Consider the following 18,589-nt stretch of genomic DNA (forward strand, 5'->3'; position numbering starts at 1 on the left):
CGTCCGCGCCTGCCATGTCGGAGATCTGGACCCTCGACGTCCCGGCGGGCGAGAAGGTCGTCCGCACGATCGCCGTCTACGCCGCGCTCGCCCTCCTCCTGCGGGTCGCGGGGAAGCGGAACCTCGCACAGCTGAACTCGTTCGACCTCGTCGTCGTGCTGCTGCTCTCCAACGTGGTCCAGGAGGCGCTCATCGGGCCGGACGACAGCGTGACCGGAGGGCTGCTGGCCGCCGCCGTCCTCATCGCGACCAACGCGGTGGTCGTCCGGGTCATCTCCCGATCCGAACGGGCGGTGCGATTGTTCGAGGGCACCGACGTCCCGTTGATCAGGGACGGCAGGTTCCTGGACAGGTTCCTCCGGAGGGAAGGGCTGCGGCGCGCCGACGTCGAGGCCGCCTTGCGTGCGCAGGGAGCCGACGGTGCCGGTGACGTCGCCGAGGCCGCCCTGAGTCCCGGCGGCAGCATCGTCGTCTGGCTGAAGCCGACCCGGATGTCCGCGACCCGCGCAGACGTCGACGCACTCCACCGGCGGCTCGACGCCCTGCACCAGGCCGTCGAGGGCGTCACCTCGGGCGCCCACGGGAACGAGCACGGGGTCGGCTCCCGGAGGCCGGGCTAGGGGCTGGGCAGGACGTCGGAGGACTCCACGCCGAGCAGTTCCAGGCCGAGATCGCGGATGCGGTCGAGGATCCCGAACAGGGCGGCGGAGTCGACGCAGACCCCGGAGAGTGCGGTTCGCCCTCGGTCGACGCCGTCGAGGCCCAACGGCTCGAACGCGGCGGCGAGGCGGTCGCTGAGGACCCCATCGACCGTGATCCGGTAGAACCGTTCGGGCATGCCGCCAGGGTGCGCCGTGGGGAGCCCGGAGGCATCCACCGCGCCCTCATCTCACCCGGGTGAGATCGCCTTCGGGGGGAGGCATGCCCTCCCCTGCCGGACGAGGCTCACTGCCAGACAGCCCGGGGAGGGACGATGCCTTCGCTCAGCCGCCCGGCGCCGGTCGATCCGGACACCGCCGACCAGGACACCGTCGAGAGGGAGACCGTGTCCGGCGTGGATGCCACACCTTCGGACGCGGAGCTGCTCGACCGGCTGCGCGCCGGGGACGCCGCCGCGTTCGCCGCGATCGTGGACGGCTGGTCTCCCGTGATGCTCTCCGTCGCCCGGCGCTACGTCCACGACCGGCACGCCGCGGAGGACGTCGTCCAGGAGGCATGGCTCGGGGTCATCAGCGGGATCGCGCGGTTCGAGGGACGTTCCTCGGTCCGGAGCTGGACGTTCTCCATCCTGATCAACCGGGCGAAGAGCCGGTGGGTGCGCGACGCGCGCGTCCTCCCCTCCGCCGATCTGACCGGCTCTCCGCCGTCCGGACCCACGGTCGACCCGGCCCGGTTCCGCGGGCCGGACGACGCCTACCCCGGGCACTGGACCTCGACCGGTGCGCCGCGGCCCTGGGACCAGCCCGAGAGCGGGCTGCTCAACCAGGAGGTCGGCACGCAGCTGGAACGGGCACTGGCCGGACTACCCGAGCGGCAGCGCCTCGTGGTCGAGCTTCGCGACGTGCAGGGCATGTCCGCCGAGGAGACCTGCGCGGCGCTGCGCCTGTCCGCCGGTAATCAGCGCGTCCTGCTGCACCGCGGCCGGGCCGCACTGCGAGCCGCGCTCGAGGACTACTACGACGGCTGACGGCTGGTCCATCCTGAGGAACGCGGAGGCCTCACCCACGAGACCTCGCTGACGTGCCGGGGAGCCCCATGGACGACCTGACCGGTGACACCGTGCTGGTCACCGGGGCGGCGTCCGGGGTCGGCCGGGCGAGCGCTGTTCTGTTCGCCCGAGCCGGCCTCGCCGGGGGACGCCGGGGGACGCCGGCCGGTGCCCGGCCTCCCAGCTGTCGTCAGAGCAGGTCCAGTGACCGGGCGCGCAGGACCGCGTCGTCCCGCGACTCGGCGCCCAGCTTGCGGTAGATCGACCGCAGGTGCGTCTTCATGGTGTTCGGGCTGACGAACAACGACCCGGCCATCTCCCGTTGCGACATCGTCGTCGGGAGCAGCGCGAGAATGGCCAGCTCGCGCTCGGTGAGCGGCTCGGTCAGCGCCGCGGCGGACGGACGGACCCGCCGGGCGCGTTGCTCACGGCCGAACCAGTCCCGGACGGTCGGCCCCGGGTCGGCACAGTCGCGGAGCGCCGCGGCGGCCGCGTTCAGCCAGCGCTCGGCATCTCCTCCGCCGTCCGGGCCGGTGTGACGCGCCGCCTCCGCCGCGGTGATGAAGGCGGCGGCTCGCTCCACGCGCCCGGCGCCGCGACCGGCCAGCTCCGCGGCCGCACCGGCGGCGACGGTGGCGTCGTCCCACCGGCCACGCAGCACGGCCAGCCGCGCCGCGGCCAGGGCGGGGAACATCCCGACGAAGTGGGAGCCGACGGCGGCGTCCGCGGCTACGGCGTCCGCCCGGCCGAGCACCGCCTCCGCCGACCGCAGGTCTCGGGTGAGCACTGCGACCAACGCCTGTGCCCCGAGGGCGTAAGTCTGGGCCAGCCGGTTGTCGGTTTCCTCGGCCAGGGCCGCCGCGCGCCGGAGCCGCTGGTCGGCCTGCTTCAGCTCGCCCAGCCAGAGCGCGCAGTTCCCGCTCACCAGGTGCTGCACGGTGACGAGGAAGGGGTCGGCGGGCCGGCCCCGCAGGTCGGCGAGCCGCCCCACGGCCCGGGGCAGGTCTCCGGCCTTGAACGCGTGCAGCGCCCGGAGCACCCCGACGTGCACGTCGTCGGCGGCGAGGGACCCGGCGGCCGCCAACGCCGCACCGGCTTCGTCGAGCCGTCCGCGGTCCATGTGCAGCCAGACCCGGGCGACCGTGAGTCGGGGGTCGGCGGCGAGCTGCGCGGGGGGCAGCGCGTCCAGCCAGCCCTGGACGGTCTGCAGATGGCCGAGGTTGAACTCCACCCGCCACGCCTCGGCGATCAGCGCCCCCGCGAGTCCGAGATCCGACGACGCGATGGCGTGCCCGATCGCCTCGCCGGGCCTCCCGTGGTCCCGGAACCACTCGGCCGCCCGCCGGTGCAGCACCACCGGATCCGCGAGCCGGGACAGTTCCAGCTCGTACCGCAGCAGGTCGCGGAACAGCTGGTGGTAGCGGAACCACCGGCCCTCGTCGTCGAGCGCGCTGAGGAACAGGTTCGCCCGCTGGATCTCGTCCAGCAGCCGGGCGGCGTCGTGGCGCCCGGTCACGGCATCGGCCAGCGGCGCGCACAGTCGCGGCAGCACCGAGGTCTGGAGCAGGAACGCCCGCAGCCCTGGCGGCAGCGAGCCCAGCACCTCCTCGCCGAGGTAGTCGACGACGTGCCGGTCGGCGCCGGTGAACCGGTCGATGAAGGCCCCGCGGGCCTGCCGGTCCGGGCGATCCATGAGTCGCAGGGCCGCCAGCTGCAGCCCGGCCGCCCAGCCCTCCGTCCGCGCAACCAGCCGCTGCACGTCGTCGGCGGAGAGGTCGGGCACCGCTGCGCGGTCGAGCATGCGCGCCGCCTCCTCGGCGGTGAACCGCAGCTGCTCGGCCCGGATCTCCACCAGGTTCCCGGCCACGCGCAGCCGGCTCAGCGACAGCGGTGGATCGGTCCTCGAGATGACGATCAGGTGCAGCGCGCCCGGTGCGTGGTCGAGCAGGGCGGCGACCGACCGGTGCACCGGCCGGCTGCCGACGACGTGGTAGTCGTCCAGGACCAGCACGAGGTCGGCGGTGGAGGCCAGTCCGTTGACGAGCACGGGCAGGACGTCGCGCTCGACGTCGGAGCCGGCCGCGTCCAGGCGTCGCAGAGCCGCGGACCCGACGGAGGCGTCGGCCTGCTGCACGGCCAGGAGGAGATACCGCCAGAAGCGGGTCACGTCGCCGTCCGCGGCATCCAGTGACAGCCAGCCGCTCCGCACGCCGACCCCGCGCAGCCACTGCGCGACCAGCGTGCTCTTCCCCCAGCCGGCCGGGGCGACCACGAGGGTCAGCCGGGCGTCCACGGCTCGCGAGAGCCGCTCGTGCAGGCGCGGTCGCTCGATCGGCCGCGTCCCGAGCGACGGGACGAACAGCTTGGTGGTGATGACGGGCTCCACGGAGGCGTCCTCGCGCCCAGAGGGCGCCAGCACCGGCTCCTCCTGCGCGGGTGACACCGGCAACCTCTCGACCGACGAGAGCCTCATGGCCCGTCCCGCTCCCTCCCGGTGCGCGCCGCTCGCGACGCCTCCGTCGGGTCGGGGACCAGCCTGGCAGCCCTCGCGCCAGCGGGGGTAGAGCTCTCCAGCACCGGGTCGCGCGGCTCCATCGCCGGAACGCGCCCCGGGACAGCCCGGGATCCGGATGTAACGCAACCGGGCACGGGCAGGACTCCGGAGCATGACCATGACCGCACCGCGGGTCTCGGCGGCCACGCGGACGAGCTGGCATCGGGTGGCCGAGCACGTCCTCGCCGCGGGGCAGTTCGCCGCGAAGGGCACCATCCGGCTCCGGCCGTGTCCGGGGGGCTTCGCCACCACGGTGGGGCTCGGTGACCGGCAGCTCGCCGTCGTGGGCGACGAGCTGCTGGCGATCCGCGGGGACACGCGACGTTCCCAGCCGCTCACCACCTTGGGTCGCGCCGCGCGGTTCGCCGGCGTGGAGCTCGGGCTGCGCGGCAGCTACACCCCGGCCACGCCGGCCGACCCCGACGCGCAGCTGCCGGTCGATCTGACGGCCGCCCGCCGGCTCGCCGACTGGCTCGCGCTCGGCGACGCGGCGCTGCGCCGCTTCGCCGAGCAGCTCGGCGAGCCGATGACGCCGGTGCTCTGGCCCGAGCACTTCGATCTCGGCGTCGCCGCCGGCGCCGTCAACTACGGCGCCTCCCTGGGGGACGAGGCGATGCCGGAGCCGTATCTCTACGTCGGGCCGCACGAGGGACCGCCGTCCGCGGACCCGTTCTGGAACGCCCCCTTCGGAGCCGCGTCCGGCGCACCCCACATCGTCACGACCGACGACGCCGTCGCCTTCTTCTCGGAGGGACGCCGACAGGTACTCGAGGACAGGAGCGGGATGTGAAGGGTCTGCGGGGCAAGAAGGCGCTGGTCACCGGCGGCAGCTCGGGAATCGGCCAGGCGATCGCCATCCGGCTGGGCGAGGAGGGCGTCGACGTCGCCATCAACTACGTCGGCCCGCCCGCGGGCGCCGAGGAGACCAAGGAGGCCATCGAGCACGGCGTCGAGATCTGCATGAAGGAGATGTCGGCTGCCGGCACCCGCCCGATCCTCGTCGCCGCCGACGTCTCCCAGGAGGAGCAGGTGGCCGCGATGTTCGAGCAGGTGCACGCCGAGTACGGCGGGATCGACTTCCTGATCAACAACGCCGGGATCCAGATCGCCGCCGACAGCGACGAGCTCCCGGTGGACGCGTTCGACAGGGTGCTCGCGGTCAACCTGCGCGGCGCGTTCCTGTGCGCCCAGCAGGCGATCCGCTCCTGGCTGTCCCCGGGGAGCGGCGGCAGCATCGTCAACGTCTCCAGCGTCCACCAGGTGATCCCGAAGCCCCGGTTCGTCGGCTACTCGGTCTCCAAGGGCGGCATGCAGAACCTCACCCGCACGCTCGCGCTGGAGTACGCCGGCCGCGGCATCCGGGTCAACGGCATCGGTCCCGGCGCCACGGTCACGCCGATCAACCGGTCCTGGATCGACGACCCGGTCAAGCGGCGGATGGTCGAGAGCCACATCCCGATGCGCCGCGCCGGCGGGGCGGAGGAGATGGCGGCGGCCACCGCGTTCCTGTGCTCGGACGAGGCCGCCTACATCACCGGTCAGACGCTGTTCGTCGACGGCGGGCTGACCCTCTACCCGTCGTTCGAGACCACCTGGTCCTCGGAATGACGGCGCTCTCGCACCCGCCGTCCGTCGACGAGCGGACGGCGGGGTGGTTCCCGTCCCGGTGGGGACCCGACGACGAGGCCGGAGCGCTCAACGAGATCACCCCGGCCGGCGTCCTGGCCGCGGTCTCGCTGGTGCGAAGCGGCCGGGTGTTCGACCTCGCTCACGTGCTGCACGCCGACGTCCCCGCGTTCCCGGGCCGCACGTTCCGGTCGTACCTGACGACGAACTCCCACTTCGTCAACCGTCGGCGAACGGACGGCAGCCCGGAGGGCTGGGGCCGGAACTCGGTGAACTGGATCGTCGAGCAGATCACGGCCACCCAGCAGATGGGCACCCACCTCGACGCGCTCAACCACCTGCAGGCCGGCGACCGGACGTACAACGGCCACCGGCTGGCCGACATCGCCGAGGACTGGGGCACCAACCGGCTCGGCGTCGAGACCCTGCCGCAGATCGTCACCCGTGGCCTGCTGCTCGACATCGCCGCCGTCCGCGGCGTCGGCCGGCTGGAGCCGGGCGAGGTCGTCACGGTCGCCGACGCGGAGACCGCGCTGGAGGGTCGGTCGCTGCATCCCGGGGACGGGGTGGTGTTCCACACCGGCTGGGGCGGCTGGTGGGGGGTGGACGACGACCGGTACTCCGCCGGCGAGCCCGGGCCCGGCCGGGAGCTGGCCGAGTGGCTGGCCGCCCACCGCGTCGCGCTGACCGGCTGCGACACCTGGAGCTACGGCCCGGTGCCGGCCGAGGACCCGGCCGAGCCGTTCGTCGTCCCGCAGACCCTCAACGTCCGGCACGGCGTCGTCGTGCTGGAGAACCTGCGGCTGGCCGAGGCCGCCGCGGCCGGGCTGCGCGAGTTCCTGCTCGTCGTCAGCCACGCCAAGTTGCGCGGCGCCACGGGTGCGTGGGTGACGCCGCTCGCGATCACCTGACACCGCGCCACCGGAGACCTCCTGGAGAGACACCATGACCGAGCACGCCGACGTCATCGTCATCGGCTCCGGAGCCGGCGGGGGCGCCGTCACCTGGGCCCTGGCCCCCACCGGCAAGAAGATCCTGCTGCTCGAACGGGGGGACTGGCTCCCCCGGGAGACCCAGAACTGGGATCCGCAGGCGCTCTGGGCCGACAAGCGCTACCACAACAGCGGGCAGTGGACCGACGGCGCCGACGGCCGCCGGTTCTCCCCCAAGCAGCACTACTACGTCGGCGGCAACACCAAGTTCTACGGCGCGATCCTCTACCGCTTCCGGGAGCGCGACTTCGGCGCCGTGCGGCACGTGGACGGCGTCTCCCCCGCCTGGCCGATCTCCTACGCCGACCTCGCGCCGTACTACGACCGCGCGGAGCAGCTCTACCAGGTGCACGGCACCCGGGGCGAGGACCCTGACGAGCCACCTTCGGACGGCCCCTACCCGTGGCCGGCCATCAGCGACGAGCCCCGGATCGCGCAGCTGCGCGCCGACCTGACCGCCGCCGGCCTGCACCCGTTCTCGCTGCCGAACGGGATCCTGCTCGACGAGGCGCAACCCCACCTGTCGGCGTGCATCCGGTGCGCGACCTGCGACGGTTTCCCGTGCCTGGTCAACGGCAAGGCCGACGCACAGGTCATGACGGTGGAGCCGGCGCTGCGGCACCCCAACGTGACGCTGCGGACCCGCGCGCGTGTGGTGCGGCTGGAGACCGATCCCTCCGGGCGCAGCGTGAGCCGGGTGGTCGTCGACCGCGACGGGCAGCGGGAGGAGTACTCCGCCGACGTCGTCGTCCTGGCCGCCGGCGCCATCAACTCCGCCGCCCTGCTGCTGGCCTCCGCCAGCGACCGGCACCCGGCCGGCCTCGGCAACGGCAGCGGGCACGTCGGCCGGCACCTGATGCTGCACAACAACTCCGGCCTGGTCGCATTCTCGAAGACGCCCAACCCGACGCGGTTCCAGAAGACGCTCGGGGTCAACGACTTCTACTGGTCCGACCCCTTCGACCCGGAGTGGGAGTACCCGGTCGGCTCGATCCAGATGAACGGCAAGAGCGACGCCGTCCTCATCGGCTTCGACGTCCCCGACGCGCGGGACCCGGCCGACCTGGCCCGTCACTCCATCGACTTCTGGCTGACCACCGAGGACCTGCCGCTCGACGAGAACCGGGTGACCGTCGACCGCGATGGCGGGATCCGGCTGCACTACACCCGGACCAACGCCGCCGAGGTGGCCCGCCTGCGGATGCGGCTGCAGCAACTGCTCGACTCGATCCGCTGCGAGCAGGACGTGTACGAGAACCGGCAGTACGCCGGCGGCCAGCTGGGGATCGGCGGGGTGGCGCACCAGAACGGCACCATCCGCTTCGGTCCCGACCCGGCGACGGCGCCGCTGGATCTCGACTGCCGGATGCACGAGGTCGACAACCTCTACGTCGCCGACTCGAGCTTCTTCGTCTCCAGCACCGCGGTGAACCCGACCCTGACGATCATCGCGAACGCGCTGCGGGTGGCCGACGGGATCGCCGACCGGCTGGGCGTCCGGACGTCGGTGGCGGACACGCTCCTACCCGCGCCGCGGCGGCCCGACCTGGTGGTGGGCCCGGCCCGCTGACCGCCGGCCCGCGTGCTGCCGGGGTCCGAGGGGCCCCGGCAGCACTCACAGGTCGACGGTGACCGCGGTCGTCGGCCGAGCACAGCAGATGAGCACCAGCTCGCCGCCGGGTGCCTCGAGCGGCTCGGGGTCGTAGTCCACGGAACCGTCGATCAGGGAGGTCTCGCAGCTGTGGCAGACGCCGGTGCGGCAGGACCATCGCACCGGCAGCTCACAGGCCTCGGCGAGCTCGAGGAGGCTGGACCACCGCGAGGGATCGAACGCCGTGGTGACGCCCGCCCGGGCGAAGGTGACGGGGGGTCCACCGGCCGCAGGCGGTGTCGGTGCGCGGGCGGGCCGGCCGGTCGTGCCGGCCTCGCCCGGCGCCGGACCGAACGACTCGACGTGGACGGCGTCGGCCGGCAACCCCAGGGCGTCCAGCATCCGCCGCACCCCGGCGGCGAACCCGTCCGGCCCGCAGACGTACGCGGAGAAGGAGGCGTCCACGCCCAGGCCGGCCAGGGCCTCCAGGGAGAGCCGACCGGCTGCGTCGCCCCGCGCCGCTGCATCCGCGGCCGTGTAGCGGAGATGCCGCACCGCCGCCGGCATGGCCGACAGCGCGGCCTCGGCCTCCGCGGCGAGGGAGTGCTCGGCCGGTGAGCGGGCGACGTGCACCCAGATGATCCAGCGCTCGGGATGGCTGACGGCCTGGGCCAGCAGACAGCAGAGCAGCGGCGTCACCCCGATGCCCGCGCTGATCAGCACGGCCGGTCCGGCGACTGCCGGGTCGAAGCCGAAGCCACCCCTCGGGGCCGCGACCTCGACGGCTCCGCCGACGGGGAGGGCGTGCACGAGAGCGCTCCCCCGGCCCTCCCGCTTGACCGAGATCCGCAGCTCAGGACCCGCCGGCGCGGAGAGCGAGTAGCTGCGGACCACCGACCCGTCGGCATCCTCCAGGCGCAGAGGGACGTACTGGCCGGGCAGCCAGGAGGGCGCCGCGCCGCCGTCCCGGGGCGCCAGGTGGACCGAGACGACGTGCGTCGACTCGCGCACCACGCGGGTGACGGTGAACGGGCGGAACCCCGGATACGCGGGCTCGCTGGCGGCCGGCGGCGCCAAGCCCGGGTTGCCGGGCCGGTCACCGGCAGCGAGCAGCTGCCGGAACGACCACTTCCAGCCCTCGGCCAGCGCCGGGACGGCCAGCGCGGAGCGCAGCGACGCCTCGTCGCGAGCGGCCGTGTAGAGCAACTGGGAGACGCGACGGACGGTGAGGCCGGCGGGATCGCGGTGGATGACGTGGATCCGGTCGCCGGCCCCGACCCGGCCCTCCCGCAGCACGCGGAGGTAGAAGCCGGGGCGACCGTGAGCGGTGAGCAGCGCCGGCATCCGCGGCTCTCCGAGGCGGATGCCCACCTTGTGACAGGTGACCCGCGGCTGGGTGACCTCGAAGACCGCGCCGCTGATCGCCAGCCGGTCGCCGACGCAGATCTCGTCGTCGGCCATCCCCTCGACGGTGAAGTTCTCGCCGAAGGTGCCGGGGTCGGGCAGCGAGCGGCCGAGGTGGCGCTCCCAGTAGGCGTAGGACTCCCACTGGTAGACGAAGACGGCGCGGTGCTCGCCGCCGTGGCCGACGAGATCGGCTTGCGCGTCCCCGTCCACGTTGAGCCTGCGCACCCACCGGCGGCCGACCACGGGGGCCTTCCAGATCGAGGTCCGGACCTGCCCCCCACGCCAGGCGACCGTCCGGGGCCGGCCGACGGACACCGCACGCAGACGGCCGGACGGGGTCATCGCCGCCTCCGGACGGTCATGGACGCCCCTTTCCCGAGCCATCCGGCGCCCGCCGGGCATCGACCGTGTCGGCGCTCTCGGCGGGCTCGGGTCTGCCTGTCTCGTGGCCGCGGGGGTGGCGCGGCTCGGGCACTCCGGCCGCCGGCCGCCGGCCCAGGACGCCGAGCGCCGCGGCAGGGAACAGCAGCACCGACAGCAACCCGGCGAAGACCAGCGCCGCGGCCGTGGTGGCGGACAGCCGACCGGACTCCAGGCCGATCTGCGCGGCCGTGACCAAGAACGGCAGGGAGGTGGCCTGCAGCAATCCAGCGGCCAGGGACCCGGCCGATCCCAGGGAACGGCGGTACAGCACCGCCGGGAGGCCGCGGACGACGAGCAGCGCGAGCAGGAAGACCGGCACCTGCAGGAGGGCCGTCGGGTCCTCGAGCAGACCGCGCAGGTCCAGTCGCACCCCGCTGGCCACGAAGAACACCGGGATCACGAACCCGTAGCCGATGGCGTCGAGCTTCGCGCGGAACCGGGGATGGGTGGCGGAGTCCCTGTCGACCAGCCCCACCAGCGCGCCCGCGAGGAAGGCACCGAGGATCGTCTCGAGGCCCAGCCGCTCGGCCAGGGCGACGAAGGCGACCAGCAGCAGCACCACCAGCCGGACACGGATCTCGGCCGTGGTGTCCTGCAGCCGCACCAGCACGTCGCCCAGCCGCATCGACATCCGCGCCCGGCCGACGCACAGCGCGAGGAGCAGGACGAGGACGCCGAACGCGGCGAGGAAGGCCGCCGTCGTCCCGGGGCCGCCGCCCGACATGGAGAAGACCAGGGAGAGCAGCACGATGGCGGCGAAGTCGGCCACCGATGCCGCCGCTATGACCGTCTGCCCGACGCCGTCCCGGGCGCGGCCGGCGTCCTTGAGCACCGGGACGACCAGCCCGAGCGACGTCGCCGTGAGCGCGATGGCCAGGAAGAGCGGGGCCGACGTCCACCCGGCGGCCTGCGCTCCCAGGCCCACGAGGACGGCGAGCACGAGGCCGACTGCATAGCCGAGGGAGGTGACGGCCAGCAGCCGGCCGCGCAGCCCGCGCAGGTCGATCTCCAGCCCGGCGAGCATCAGCAGGAAGGCCAGCCCGAACAGGGCCAGCACCTCCACGGGGACGTCGACCTCGACCCAGCCGAGGACCGACGGGCCGAGCAGCACGCCGGCGACGATCTCCAGGACCACCGAGGGGACGCGCAGCCTCGGCGCCCAGCCGAGCGCCAACGGCACCGCCGCCGCGACGCCGGCGACGACGAGCAGGTTCGTGAACGAGACGTCGGGCACCGCGAGCCTCCGGAGAAGGTCAGAGACCGGCCGCTTCGAGGGCGTGCAACCAGACCTCGGCGACGGTGGGAAAGGCCGGGACGGCGTGCCGCAGCTCGCTCAACGGCAGTCGGCCGGCGACCGCGACGGCGGCCGAGTGCAGCAACTCCTGGACGCCGCTGCCGGTGATCGTCGCGCCCACCAGCACATCGGACGCCTCGTCGACGACGAGCCGTGTCGTGCCCTCGAGGCCGTCGCCGAGCACGTACGAGCCGGGGACGTCACCGGTGCCGACGTCGAGGACCCGGACTGCGATCCGGCGCTGCTGGGCCTCGGCCACGGTGAGGCCGACCGCGCACACCTGCGGATCGGTGAAGGTCACCCGTGTCACGATGTCCAGGCTGGCCCGGTCGCGGGCGTCCCGGCCGGTGATGACGTCGGCTGCGATCCGCGCCTGGTACTTCCCCATGTGGGTCAGCGGCGCCAGCCCGGTGCAGTCCCCCACGGCGTACAGCCAACCGCCGGGGACCCCGGTGGCGCGGAGCCGGTCGTTGACCTTCACCGGCCGCCCGGGCTTCAGCCCCACGCTGCCCAGCCCGAGGTCGTCGGTGCGCGGGCGGCGACCAGTGGCCACGAGGACCTCGTCGGCGGTCACCTCCTGGCCGGTGCTGAGCGTTGCGCGCACCGGCCCGTCGGTGCCGTCCCGTCGGACGGAGGTCAGCCGGGTGCCCACCCGGACCGTGATGCCCTCCCGTTGGAACGCCGCCCGGACCTGCTCGCCGGCGAAGGGCTCCTCGCGGGGCAGCAGTCTCGGGCCGCCCTCGACCACGGTCACCTCCGCGGCGCCGAGCCGGTGGAACGCCTGCGCGAGCTCCAGCCCGACGGCCCCGCCGCCGAGCACGAGCAGCCGCCTCGGCACCTCCTTCGCCGCCGTGGCGGCGCGGTTGTCCCACGGGCGCACCTCTGCCAGCCCCGGCACCGGCGGCACGGCGGCGCTGCTGCCCGTGGCCAGCACGACGGCCCGGCGGGCCGTCACCTGCCGGCCACCGTCCACCTTCACCTTGCGAACGCCGGCGAGCCGGCCGATGCCCCGCAGCAGCCGGACGCCGTGGTCGGCCAGCCAGCGCTCCTGACCGGCGTCCATCCAGTGGGAGGTCATGTAGTCGCGGCGGGCGAGGGCGGCCGTCACGTCCACCACACCGGTGACGGCCGCGGCGGCGCCGGGCACCCGCGCGGCCGACGCGAGCGCCTCCCCGGGCCGGAGCAGCGTCTTGCTCGGGATGCACCCCCAGTAGGAGCACTCCCCACCGATCAGCTCCTGCTCGACCAGCACGGTCTCCAGGCCGCGGTCGGCGCAGCGGCCCGCGACGACCTCCCCCGCGGGACCGCCCCCGATCACGACGACGTCGACCTCGAGCTGGGTGGGCTGGATCTCGGACATCGGGCCTCCTCGGACTCGCTGCCGTCGTCCGCCGTCGGCCGTCCGGCGTTACGCGTAACGGGCGGCCGATCGGCGGGACCACAGGAACGAGACCCGCTGACCTCCGGGAGATCCCCATGAGCTGCACGCCGATCGCCGACCACGCCTTCCTGTCCGACCGGCACTCCTGCGCCCTGGTCGACCGCGCGGGCACCGTCGTCTGGCTGTGCTTCCCGCGGTTCGACGGCCCGTCGGTGTTCGCCGCGCTGCTCGACGACGACGCCGGCCACTGGTCGGTGCAGCCGGCGGCGGAGTGGACGGCGACCCGCCGCTACGCCGGCCGCTCGCTGGCCCTCCAGACCACGTTCCGGACGGCGGAGGGCGAGCTGGAGCTCACCGACGCGCTGGGCCTCGGCCCGGACAACGAGGGGCACCGGCTGGGCAGCGACGTCCCGCACGTCCTGGTGCGCCGGCTCGTCTGCACCTCGGGCGAGGTGGACGTGCTGGTCGACTACCGGCCGCGGCCGGAGTACGGCTTGATCGTGCCGCTGCTCTCGCACGTGGACGGCGGGGTCGCCGCTCGGGGCGGGGCGGACTGGCTGGTGCTCACGCTGCCCGGCGAGGCGGCGCTGGAGGACGGGCGGGCTCGGGCGCGGCTGCACCTGCGGGCGGGCGACGTCGTCCACCTGGCGCTGCAGCGGAGCACCCTCGGCGACGCGGTGTCCGCGCACGTCTGGCCCCAGCAGGAGCTGGCCGACCTCCTGGACCGGACTCTGTCGTCATGGGAGTCCTGGTGCGACCTGCACCAGGCCTACGACGGGCCGTGGGCCGACCTCGTGCACATGAGCGGCCGGGTGCTGCAGGGGCTGTCGTACCAGCCCAGCGGCGCCGTGGTCGCCGCCGGCACGACGTCCCTGCCCGAGGGCGTGGGCGCCGAGCGGAACTGGGACTACCGCTACGCCTGGGTGCGCGACGCCAGCTTCACGATGGAGGCGCTGTGGGTGGCGGCCTGCCCGGACGAGGCTGAGGACTTCTTCGGGTTCATGACGACCGCGGGCGCGGGGGGCATCGGCCCCGACATGTCGCTGCAGATCATGTTCGGCGTGGGGGGCGAGCACGACCTCAGCGAGCGGACCCTCGACCACCTCCGCGGCTGGCGCGACAGCCGGCCGGTGCGGGTGGGCAACGGCGCGTGGAACCAGCGCCAGGTCGACGTCTACGGGGAGTTGCTGGGAGCGGCGGCTCGCCTGGCCGACCAGCTGCCCGCGCTGGACGACGAGACGCGGTGGTTCCTCGCCGCGTGCGCCGACACCGCCGCCGTCCGCTGGCGGGACAAGGACCAGGGCATCTGGGAGGTGCGCGGCGAGCCGCAGCACTTCCTGTACTCCAAGGTCATGTGCTGGGTGGCCCTCGACCGGGCGATCGCGCTGGCCCCGCAGCTGCGCTGCGAGCACCGCGTCGACGAGTGGGCGAAGGTCCGCGAGGAGATCTCCGACGCCGTGCTGGAGCAGGGCTGGAACGAGGAGGCCGGCGCGTTCACCCAGTACTTCGGGTCCACCGCGCTGGACGCCTCCAACCTGATGCTGTCGATCGTCGGGTTCCTCCCCGCCGACGACCCCCGCATGCTGGCCACGATCGACGCCATCGCCGACCGGCTGACCGACGAGCGGGGTCTGGTCTACCGGTACCGCACCGAGGAGGGCGTCGACGGCCTCGCCGGGGAGGAGGGCACTTTCCTGCTCTGCACCTTCTGGCTGGCCCAGGCCCTCGCGCTCGCCGGCCAGGTGGAACGCGCGCGCGAGGCCTTCGGGCGGGCCGCCTCGTACGTCAACGACCTCGGCCTCCTGGCGGAGGAGGTCGACGCGGTCACCGGCGAGCAGCTCGGCAACGTGCCGCAGGCGTTCAGCCACATCGGTCTGGTGAACGCGGCATGGGCGATCGACCAAGCCCAGCGGGGTTCACGATGAGAACGATCGACGCCGATGGGCTCCGCGGGCTGCCCCGCGTGCCGGGCAGCCGCGGGTCGACCCCCGCTCTCGTCGACGCCGGGATGGGACCGCACCTCGAGACGGGCGCCGCCACGGATCCGCCGGACGACGGCCGCGAGAGGTCGGAGCGCGTGTGCTGCGGCGTCACGGGGGAAGGAGAGCACCGTGGCTGAACCTCCGGCGTCACGACCCACCGCCGATCAGGACGTCCTGGAGATCGCCTGCCAGGAGTTCGTCGAACTGGTCACGGAACATCTCGAGCAGACCCTTCCCCAGGACGTCGAGAACGCCATCGCCGCGCACCTCGAGCTGTGCGAGCCGTGCCGCACCTACCTCGAGCAGATCCGCCGCACCGCTGCCGCGCTCCGGAGCCTGCCCACCCCCACGCTGCCCGAGCCCGCGCGGAAACGACTGCTCGAGGTCTTCACGACCCTGCACGAGGACACCCACGGCGAGAACCCGTAACGGCGCAGGACAGGCGGACCCCCTCCGCTCGGCGACACGCGCCGGTTCAGGTGCCAGCCGGCTGGATCCCGACAATCGCGACGGCCGCGTCCAAGCGCTCACCGGTGTGCTCATGACGAGCAGCAACGAGCAACGGGAGTCGATCATGAACACCTACGACCCGGCGGACTACATCACCTACGTTCCCATGGATCGGCAGCACCGCCCGTCCGTCGACGCGCCACCGAGCGAGGCGATCGAGAACCATCTGCCCGAGGGATACCCGAACGCGTCCCCGAAGACGCGCCTGCGGAGCCGCGCTGCGGTTCGGGCCTCCCAGTTCGATGGACAGCCCCTTCTGGGACTCGCGGCTGGGATCAGTCCCGGCAGGCGACACCATGTGCCACCGCGGGCCAGCAGTACGGCATGAGGCGGGACACGTGCGCGTGGCGGTCCTGGTGATAGCAGGTCGGAGCGACAGCGAGGAGCCGCCCTCCAGTCCGACCGTCGACATCCGATGACCGGACCGACAGGTCATGACCGACTCAGGGTGACCAGATGGTGGTCGAACCGCTCCAGGAAGCGGTCACGGGCCGTTCCGGATCTCTCCGGAACGGCCCTTTGTGCGCTCTGTCGGGCTGACAGGATCTGAACCTGCGACCTCTTGACCCCCAGCCGACGGCAGCGGGTCCGCGGCCGTTCACAGAAGTCCATCTGCGCAGTCCAACTGGCATACGGAACGACGGCGAGCCGCACCGAACCGCCCCGGACAGGGCGCAATGGTGGTCAAAACGGCCGCACGGACCTGTCCGGACAACCCTCTCGCACCGCCGCACCGCCAGTCGCCGAGCGTGACGCGCCACCGGCCGGAGCTGTCAACCGAGCCGCTCAGCGAGAGCCGGTACCAACGGCCCAGCGCTGCGCTGCCGCGCCGACCACCGCCAGACACAGCGTCACTGCGGGGGCGACCACGCTCACGAGCGCGACCGCCGACCACGCTGAGCCGCAATGGTCGTGGCCGGCAGGCATAGACGAGGGCACCAGCACCCGGTGTGCCGACGGCAAGCACGCCCGCGTGCACCCACGTCCGACGCGAGGGTCCCAGGACGAGGTGCGTCGCGCAGGGAAGGCACGTCATCGCCATGGCCAGCATCAGGAGGACGTGCGCGCCCGATCCTGCTGGAGCGCCCGAAGCCGCGACCAGGTGCAAGGCGGCACAGAGGCCCATCATCGCCGCCAGGACCAGCCGCAGTACGCGCCACCTGAGCCGGCACGGATGCTGGCGGCTTCCAGTTCGCCCTCCAGCGCCTGGCGGAAGCCGGAACGGCTGACTCCCCGCACAGCCGGTGTGGACGGTCGCGGTGACGGATACGCCTCGGCGCGCGGGCGAGTAGCTGCCGACTACCGCCACGGCCCTTGCCGTGACGGGTTTCGCCCCCGCCGCTGACCGATGGTCAGGCGACTACGAAGAACTTCTTGAACGGCGACAGAGTCCGCCAGGTAGCGGTGAAGCCGTCGGGAAGTGACACCACGTCGCCTGGGGTGAGCCGGATCTTCTCCCCCGTCGGGGTCTCCAGCTCCGCCTCGCCTTCGAGGACGTGGATGGTCTCGCTGCCGGCCACCGCGTAGGGCAGCTCGGCGCCCTCCTCGGGGCCGATCCGCCAGATGCCCGCGGCCAGCACGCCCTGGGCGCGCTGGCTCTGCACCAGCCAGTGGACCTCGCCGAGCTCCTGGCCCTGGACGACGAACGGCTCCCAGGTCTCGGGGGTGACGGTGGCCTGCGGAACGGTGCTGGTGGTCATGTCCTTCTCCTCGTTCTCCGGGGTGGGGGTGCCGGTCGGGTCGGCCCAGGAACGGACCGTGGCCGCCGCGTCGAGACCGCTCTGGATGGCGCCGTCGACGAAGCCGGCCCAGCCGTCGGCGTAGTCGCCGCCGGCAAACAACAGCCGCCCGTGCGGACGGCGCAGCTGCGCCCATCCACCAGTCAGCTGGCCGGTGCGGAAGGTGGCCCAGGTCTCCCGGCTCAGCGGATCGGCGACCCAGTCGTGGGTGACGGACTCGACGACCTCGATGTCGGGGATCCAGCCGCGCAGGATCTCCTGGACGGCGTCGGCGTCGTTGCCGTCGAACGCGTCGGCGTCGGGCCCGAAGCCGACGATGATGCTGGTGCCGTCCTCGAGGTAGTACTCCGGCCAGGCGAAGTTCAGCGGGTGGCCGGAGGGCGCCTGGGCGAGGAAGGAGCGGTGCCCGCGGATTCTGGCCCAGATCTTGGTGCCGGTGGAGTTGAGGCCGGTCTCGACGAACTCGGCCTCGGCAGCGGGCAGCGGCGGGTCGAAGGTGATGCCGCGCAGCGCGTTGACCGGTGCGGTGACGATGACGGCGTCGGCGGCCAGGACCTCCCCGTCGGTAGTCCGGACCCGAGCGCCGTCCTCGCGGTAGCTGATCGCCTGCACCTGGGTGCCGAGGGCGACGGTCCCGCGGACGTCGGCGGCAATCCGCTCGTACAGCCCACGCATCCCGTCGACGAGCTTGTAGGCCAGCGTCGTGTCGTTGAGCAGGGCGAAGTCGTTGCCGGCGAGGGCGAACCAGCGCAGCGCCATTGTGGCCGAGCCGGTCTGCGAGCTGCCGTTGAAGCACGCCGTCCAGAAGGCGTCGGCGAGATCGATCTCCTCCTGGCTCAGACCCGCCTCGCGGAGACGCTCGATGAGGGGCTGCTGATCGAGGGCGAGGAACTCCTCGCGACGCTTGCCCCCGTCCTCGTCCGCGGCGTCCAGGATGGCGAGGACGTCGTGGGGCTGCGGGAAGTAGGTGGCTGAGCCGGCGACGACGGCCTCGTGCGCCCGGGCGCCGCGCTCGGCGAGCTCCTCGGGCGAACCCTCGACGAGCTTGCCGTCAGCGATCCAGTAGGCATGCTCGGGGATCGGGCTGCGCACGATCTTCAGCCGGTAGCGGGTGATCTCGGCCCAGACGTGCGGCTGGAGCCAGTGCGCCCAGGTGCCACCCATCTCCAGCTGGTGGCCGAGGCGGTGGTCGGTCCACGCCCGGCCGCCGATGCGGTCCCGGGCCTCCAGCACGGTCACCCGGTGACCAGCCGCACCCAGCTCCCGGGCGGCGACCAGCCCAGCGAATCCGGCGCCCACGACGATGACGTCCAACTGCGTGTCCATCACGGCCTTTCTTGGGCCGGTGGGTCGATCGCCCGATGGTTCGTCGCCCGGCCTCG

At 73.3% G+C, this 18,589-nt stretch carries 14 protein-coding genes; 8 read left to right on the forward strand and 6 right to left on the reverse strand.

Features of this window, described 5'->3' with window-relative positions:
- Positions 1 to 14 precede the first annotated feature (14 nt).
- Positions 15 to 620 (forward strand): DUF421 domain-containing protein, encoded by a 606-nt coding sequence (locus tag ACI79D_RS17045; protein ID WP_456919633.1) that lies wholly within the window; start codon positions 15 to 17, stop codon positions 618 to 620.
- On the opposite strand, the gene ACI79D_RS17050 is transcribed toward ACI79D_RS17045, so the two are convergent.
- Complete coding sequence (locus ACI79D_RS17050; RefSeq protein WP_456919634.1) at positions 617 to 838, reverse strand: hypothetical protein; 222 nt, start codon at positions 836 to 838, stop codon at positions 617 to 619. The two genes, ACI79D_RS17045 and ACI79D_RS17050, sit on opposite strands and share 4 nt — an antisense overlap.
- A gap of 216 nt (positions 839 to 1,054) precedes the next feature.
- On the opposite strand from ACI79D_RS17050, the gene ACI79D_RS17055 reads away from it, so the two are divergent.
- The gene (locus ACI79D_RS17055; protein WP_456919635.1) at positions 1,055 to 1,687 is read left to right on the forward strand and encodes an RNA polymerase sigma factor; all 633 of its coding nucleotides are present in this window, start codon (positions 1,055 to 1,057) and stop codon (positions 1,685 to 1,687) included.
- Positions 1,688 to 1,898: 211 nt separating this feature from the next.
- Here the strand turns inward: ACI79D_RS17055 and ACI79D_RS17060 are convergent, their stop codons facing one another.
- On the reverse strand, positions 1,899 to 4,127 hold the full coding sequence (locus tag ACI79D_RS17060; RefSeq protein WP_456919636.1) for a LuxR C-terminal-related transcriptional regulator: 2,229 nt from the start codon (positions 4,125 to 4,127) through the stop codon (positions 1,899 to 1,901).
- 247 nt (positions 4,128 to 4,374) lie between these two features.
- Here ACI79D_RS17060 and ACI79D_RS17065 point away from each other — a divergent pair, with 247 nt between their 5' ends.
- The 4 genes from ACI79D_RS17065 to ACI79D_RS17080 are packed head-to-tail and all read left to right on the forward strand — an operon-like array spanning position 4,375 to position 8,450.
- The gene (locus tag ACI79D_RS17065) at positions 4,375 to 5,052 is read left to right on the forward strand and encodes a hypothetical protein (protein WP_456919637.1); all 678 of its coding nucleotides are present in this window, start codon (positions 4,375 to 4,377) and stop codon (positions 5,050 to 5,052) included.
- Complete coding sequence (locus ACI79D_RS17070) at positions 5,049 to 5,870, forward strand: glucose 1-dehydrogenase (RefSeq protein WP_456919638.1); 822 nt, start codon at positions 5,049 to 5,051, stop codon at positions 5,868 to 5,870. Before ACI79D_RS17065 ends, ACI79D_RS17070 begins: the two co-directional genes overlap by 4 nt.
- Positions 5,867 to 6,799 (forward strand): cyclase family protein, encoded by a 933-nt coding sequence (locus tag ACI79D_RS17075; RefSeq protein ID WP_456919639.1) that lies wholly within the window; start codon positions 5,867 to 5,869, stop codon positions 6,797 to 6,799. Before ACI79D_RS17070 ends, ACI79D_RS17075 begins: the two co-directional genes overlap by 4 nt.
- Positions 6,800 to 6,833: 34 nt before the next feature.
- Positions 6,834 to 8,450 carry a GMC oxidoreductase gene (locus tag ACI79D_RS17080; RefSeq protein WP_456919640.1) on the forward strand — a complete coding sequence of 539 codons (1,617 nt, stop codon included), beginning with the start codon at positions 6,834 to 6,836 and terminating at the stop codon, positions 8,448 to 8,450.
- 45 nt (positions 8,451 to 8,495) lie between these two features.
- Here ACI79D_RS17080 and ACI79D_RS17085 read toward each other — a convergent pair whose 3' ends face one another.
- Genes ACI79D_RS17085 through ACI79D_RS17095 form a run of 3 tightly spaced genes read right to left on the reverse strand, consistent with a single transcriptional unit; the run spans position 8,496 to position 12,955 of the window.
- The gene (locus ACI79D_RS17085) at positions 8,496 to 10,220 is read right to left on the reverse strand and encodes an MOSC domain-containing protein (protein WP_456919641.1); all 1,725 of its coding nucleotides are present in this window, start codon (positions 10,218 to 10,220) and stop codon (positions 8,496 to 8,498) included.
- 16 nt (positions 10,221 to 10,236) lie between these two features.
- On the reverse strand, positions 10,237 to 11,535 hold the full coding sequence (locus ACI79D_RS17090; protein ID WP_456919642.1) for a cation:proton antiporter: 1,299 nt from the start codon (positions 11,533 to 11,535) through the stop codon (positions 10,237 to 10,239).
- Positions 11,536 to 11,554: 19 nt separating this feature from the next.
- On the reverse strand, positions 11,555 to 12,955 hold the full coding sequence (locus tag ACI79D_RS17095; RefSeq protein ID WP_456919643.1) for a dihydrolipoyl dehydrogenase family protein: 1,401 nt from the start codon (positions 12,953 to 12,955) through the stop codon (positions 11,555 to 11,557).
- 116 nt (positions 12,956 to 13,071) lie between these two features.
- Here ACI79D_RS17095 and ACI79D_RS17100 point away from each other — a divergent pair, with 116 nt between their 5' ends.
- Both ACI79D_RS17100 and ACI79D_RS17105 read left to right on the forward strand, forming a co-directional pair.
- On the forward strand, positions 13,072 to 14,901 hold the full coding sequence (locus tag ACI79D_RS17100; protein ID WP_456919644.1) for a glycoside hydrolase family 15 protein: 1,830 nt from the start codon (positions 13,072 to 13,074) through the stop codon (positions 14,899 to 14,901).
- 186 nt (positions 14,902 to 15,087) lie between these two features.
- A complete protein-coding gene (locus ACI79D_RS17105) occupies positions 15,088 to 15,387 on the forward strand; it encodes an anti-sigma factor family protein (RefSeq protein WP_456919645.1) in 300 nt (99 codons plus the stop codon).
- Positions 15,388 to 16,820: 1,433 nt separating this feature from the next.
- Here the strand turns inward: ACI79D_RS17105 and ACI79D_RS17110 are convergent.
- Positions 16,821 to 18,533, reverse strand: a complete 1,713-nt coding sequence (locus ACI79D_RS17110; RefSeq protein ID WP_456919646.1) for an FAD-dependent oxidoreductase — start codon at positions 18,531 to 18,533, stop codon at positions 16,821 to 16,823.
- Positions 18,534 to 18,589 lie beyond the last annotated feature (56 nt).

Source organism: Geodermatophilus sp. SYSU D00708, from assembly GCF_054050115.1.

Bases quoted from the DNA above. Each gene is read 5' to 3' on its own strand.
- ACI79D_RS17045 (WP_456919633.1), top strand. From the start codon at position 15: ATGTCGGAGATCTGGACCCTCGACGTCCCGGCGGGCGAGAAGGTCGTC.
- ACI79D_RS17080 (WP_456919640.1), top strand. From the start codon at position 6,834: ATGACCGAGCACGCCGACGTCATCGTCATCGGCTCCGGAGCCGGCGGG.
- ACI79D_RS17050 (WP_456919634.1), bottom strand. From the start codon at position 838: ATGCCCGAACGGTTCTACCGGATCACGGTCGATGGGGTCCTCAGCGAC.
- ACI79D_RS17110 (WP_456919646.1), bottom strand. From the start codon at position 18,533: ATGGACACGCAGTTGGACGTCATCGTCGTGGGCGCCGGATTCGCTGGG.
- ACI79D_RS17085 (WP_456919641.1), bottom strand. From the start codon at position 10,220: ATGACCCCGTCCGGCCGTCTGCGTGCGGTGTCCGTCGGCCGGCCCCGG.
- ACI79D_RS17075 (WP_456919639.1), top strand. From the start codon at position 5,867: ATGACGGCGCTCTCGCACCCGCCGTCCGTCGACGAGCGGACGGCGGGG.
- ACI79D_RS17100 (WP_456919644.1), top strand. From the start codon at position 13,072: ATGAGCTGCACGCCGATCGCCGACCACGCCTTCCTGTCCGACCGGCAC.
- ACI79D_RS17095 (WP_456919643.1), bottom strand. From the start codon at position 12,955: ATGTCCGAGATCCAGCCCACCCAGCTCGAGGTCGACGTCGTCGTGATC.
- ACI79D_RS17065 (WP_456919637.1), top strand. From the start codon at position 4,375: ATGACCATGACCGCACCGCGGGTCTCGGCGGCCACGCGGACGAGCTGG.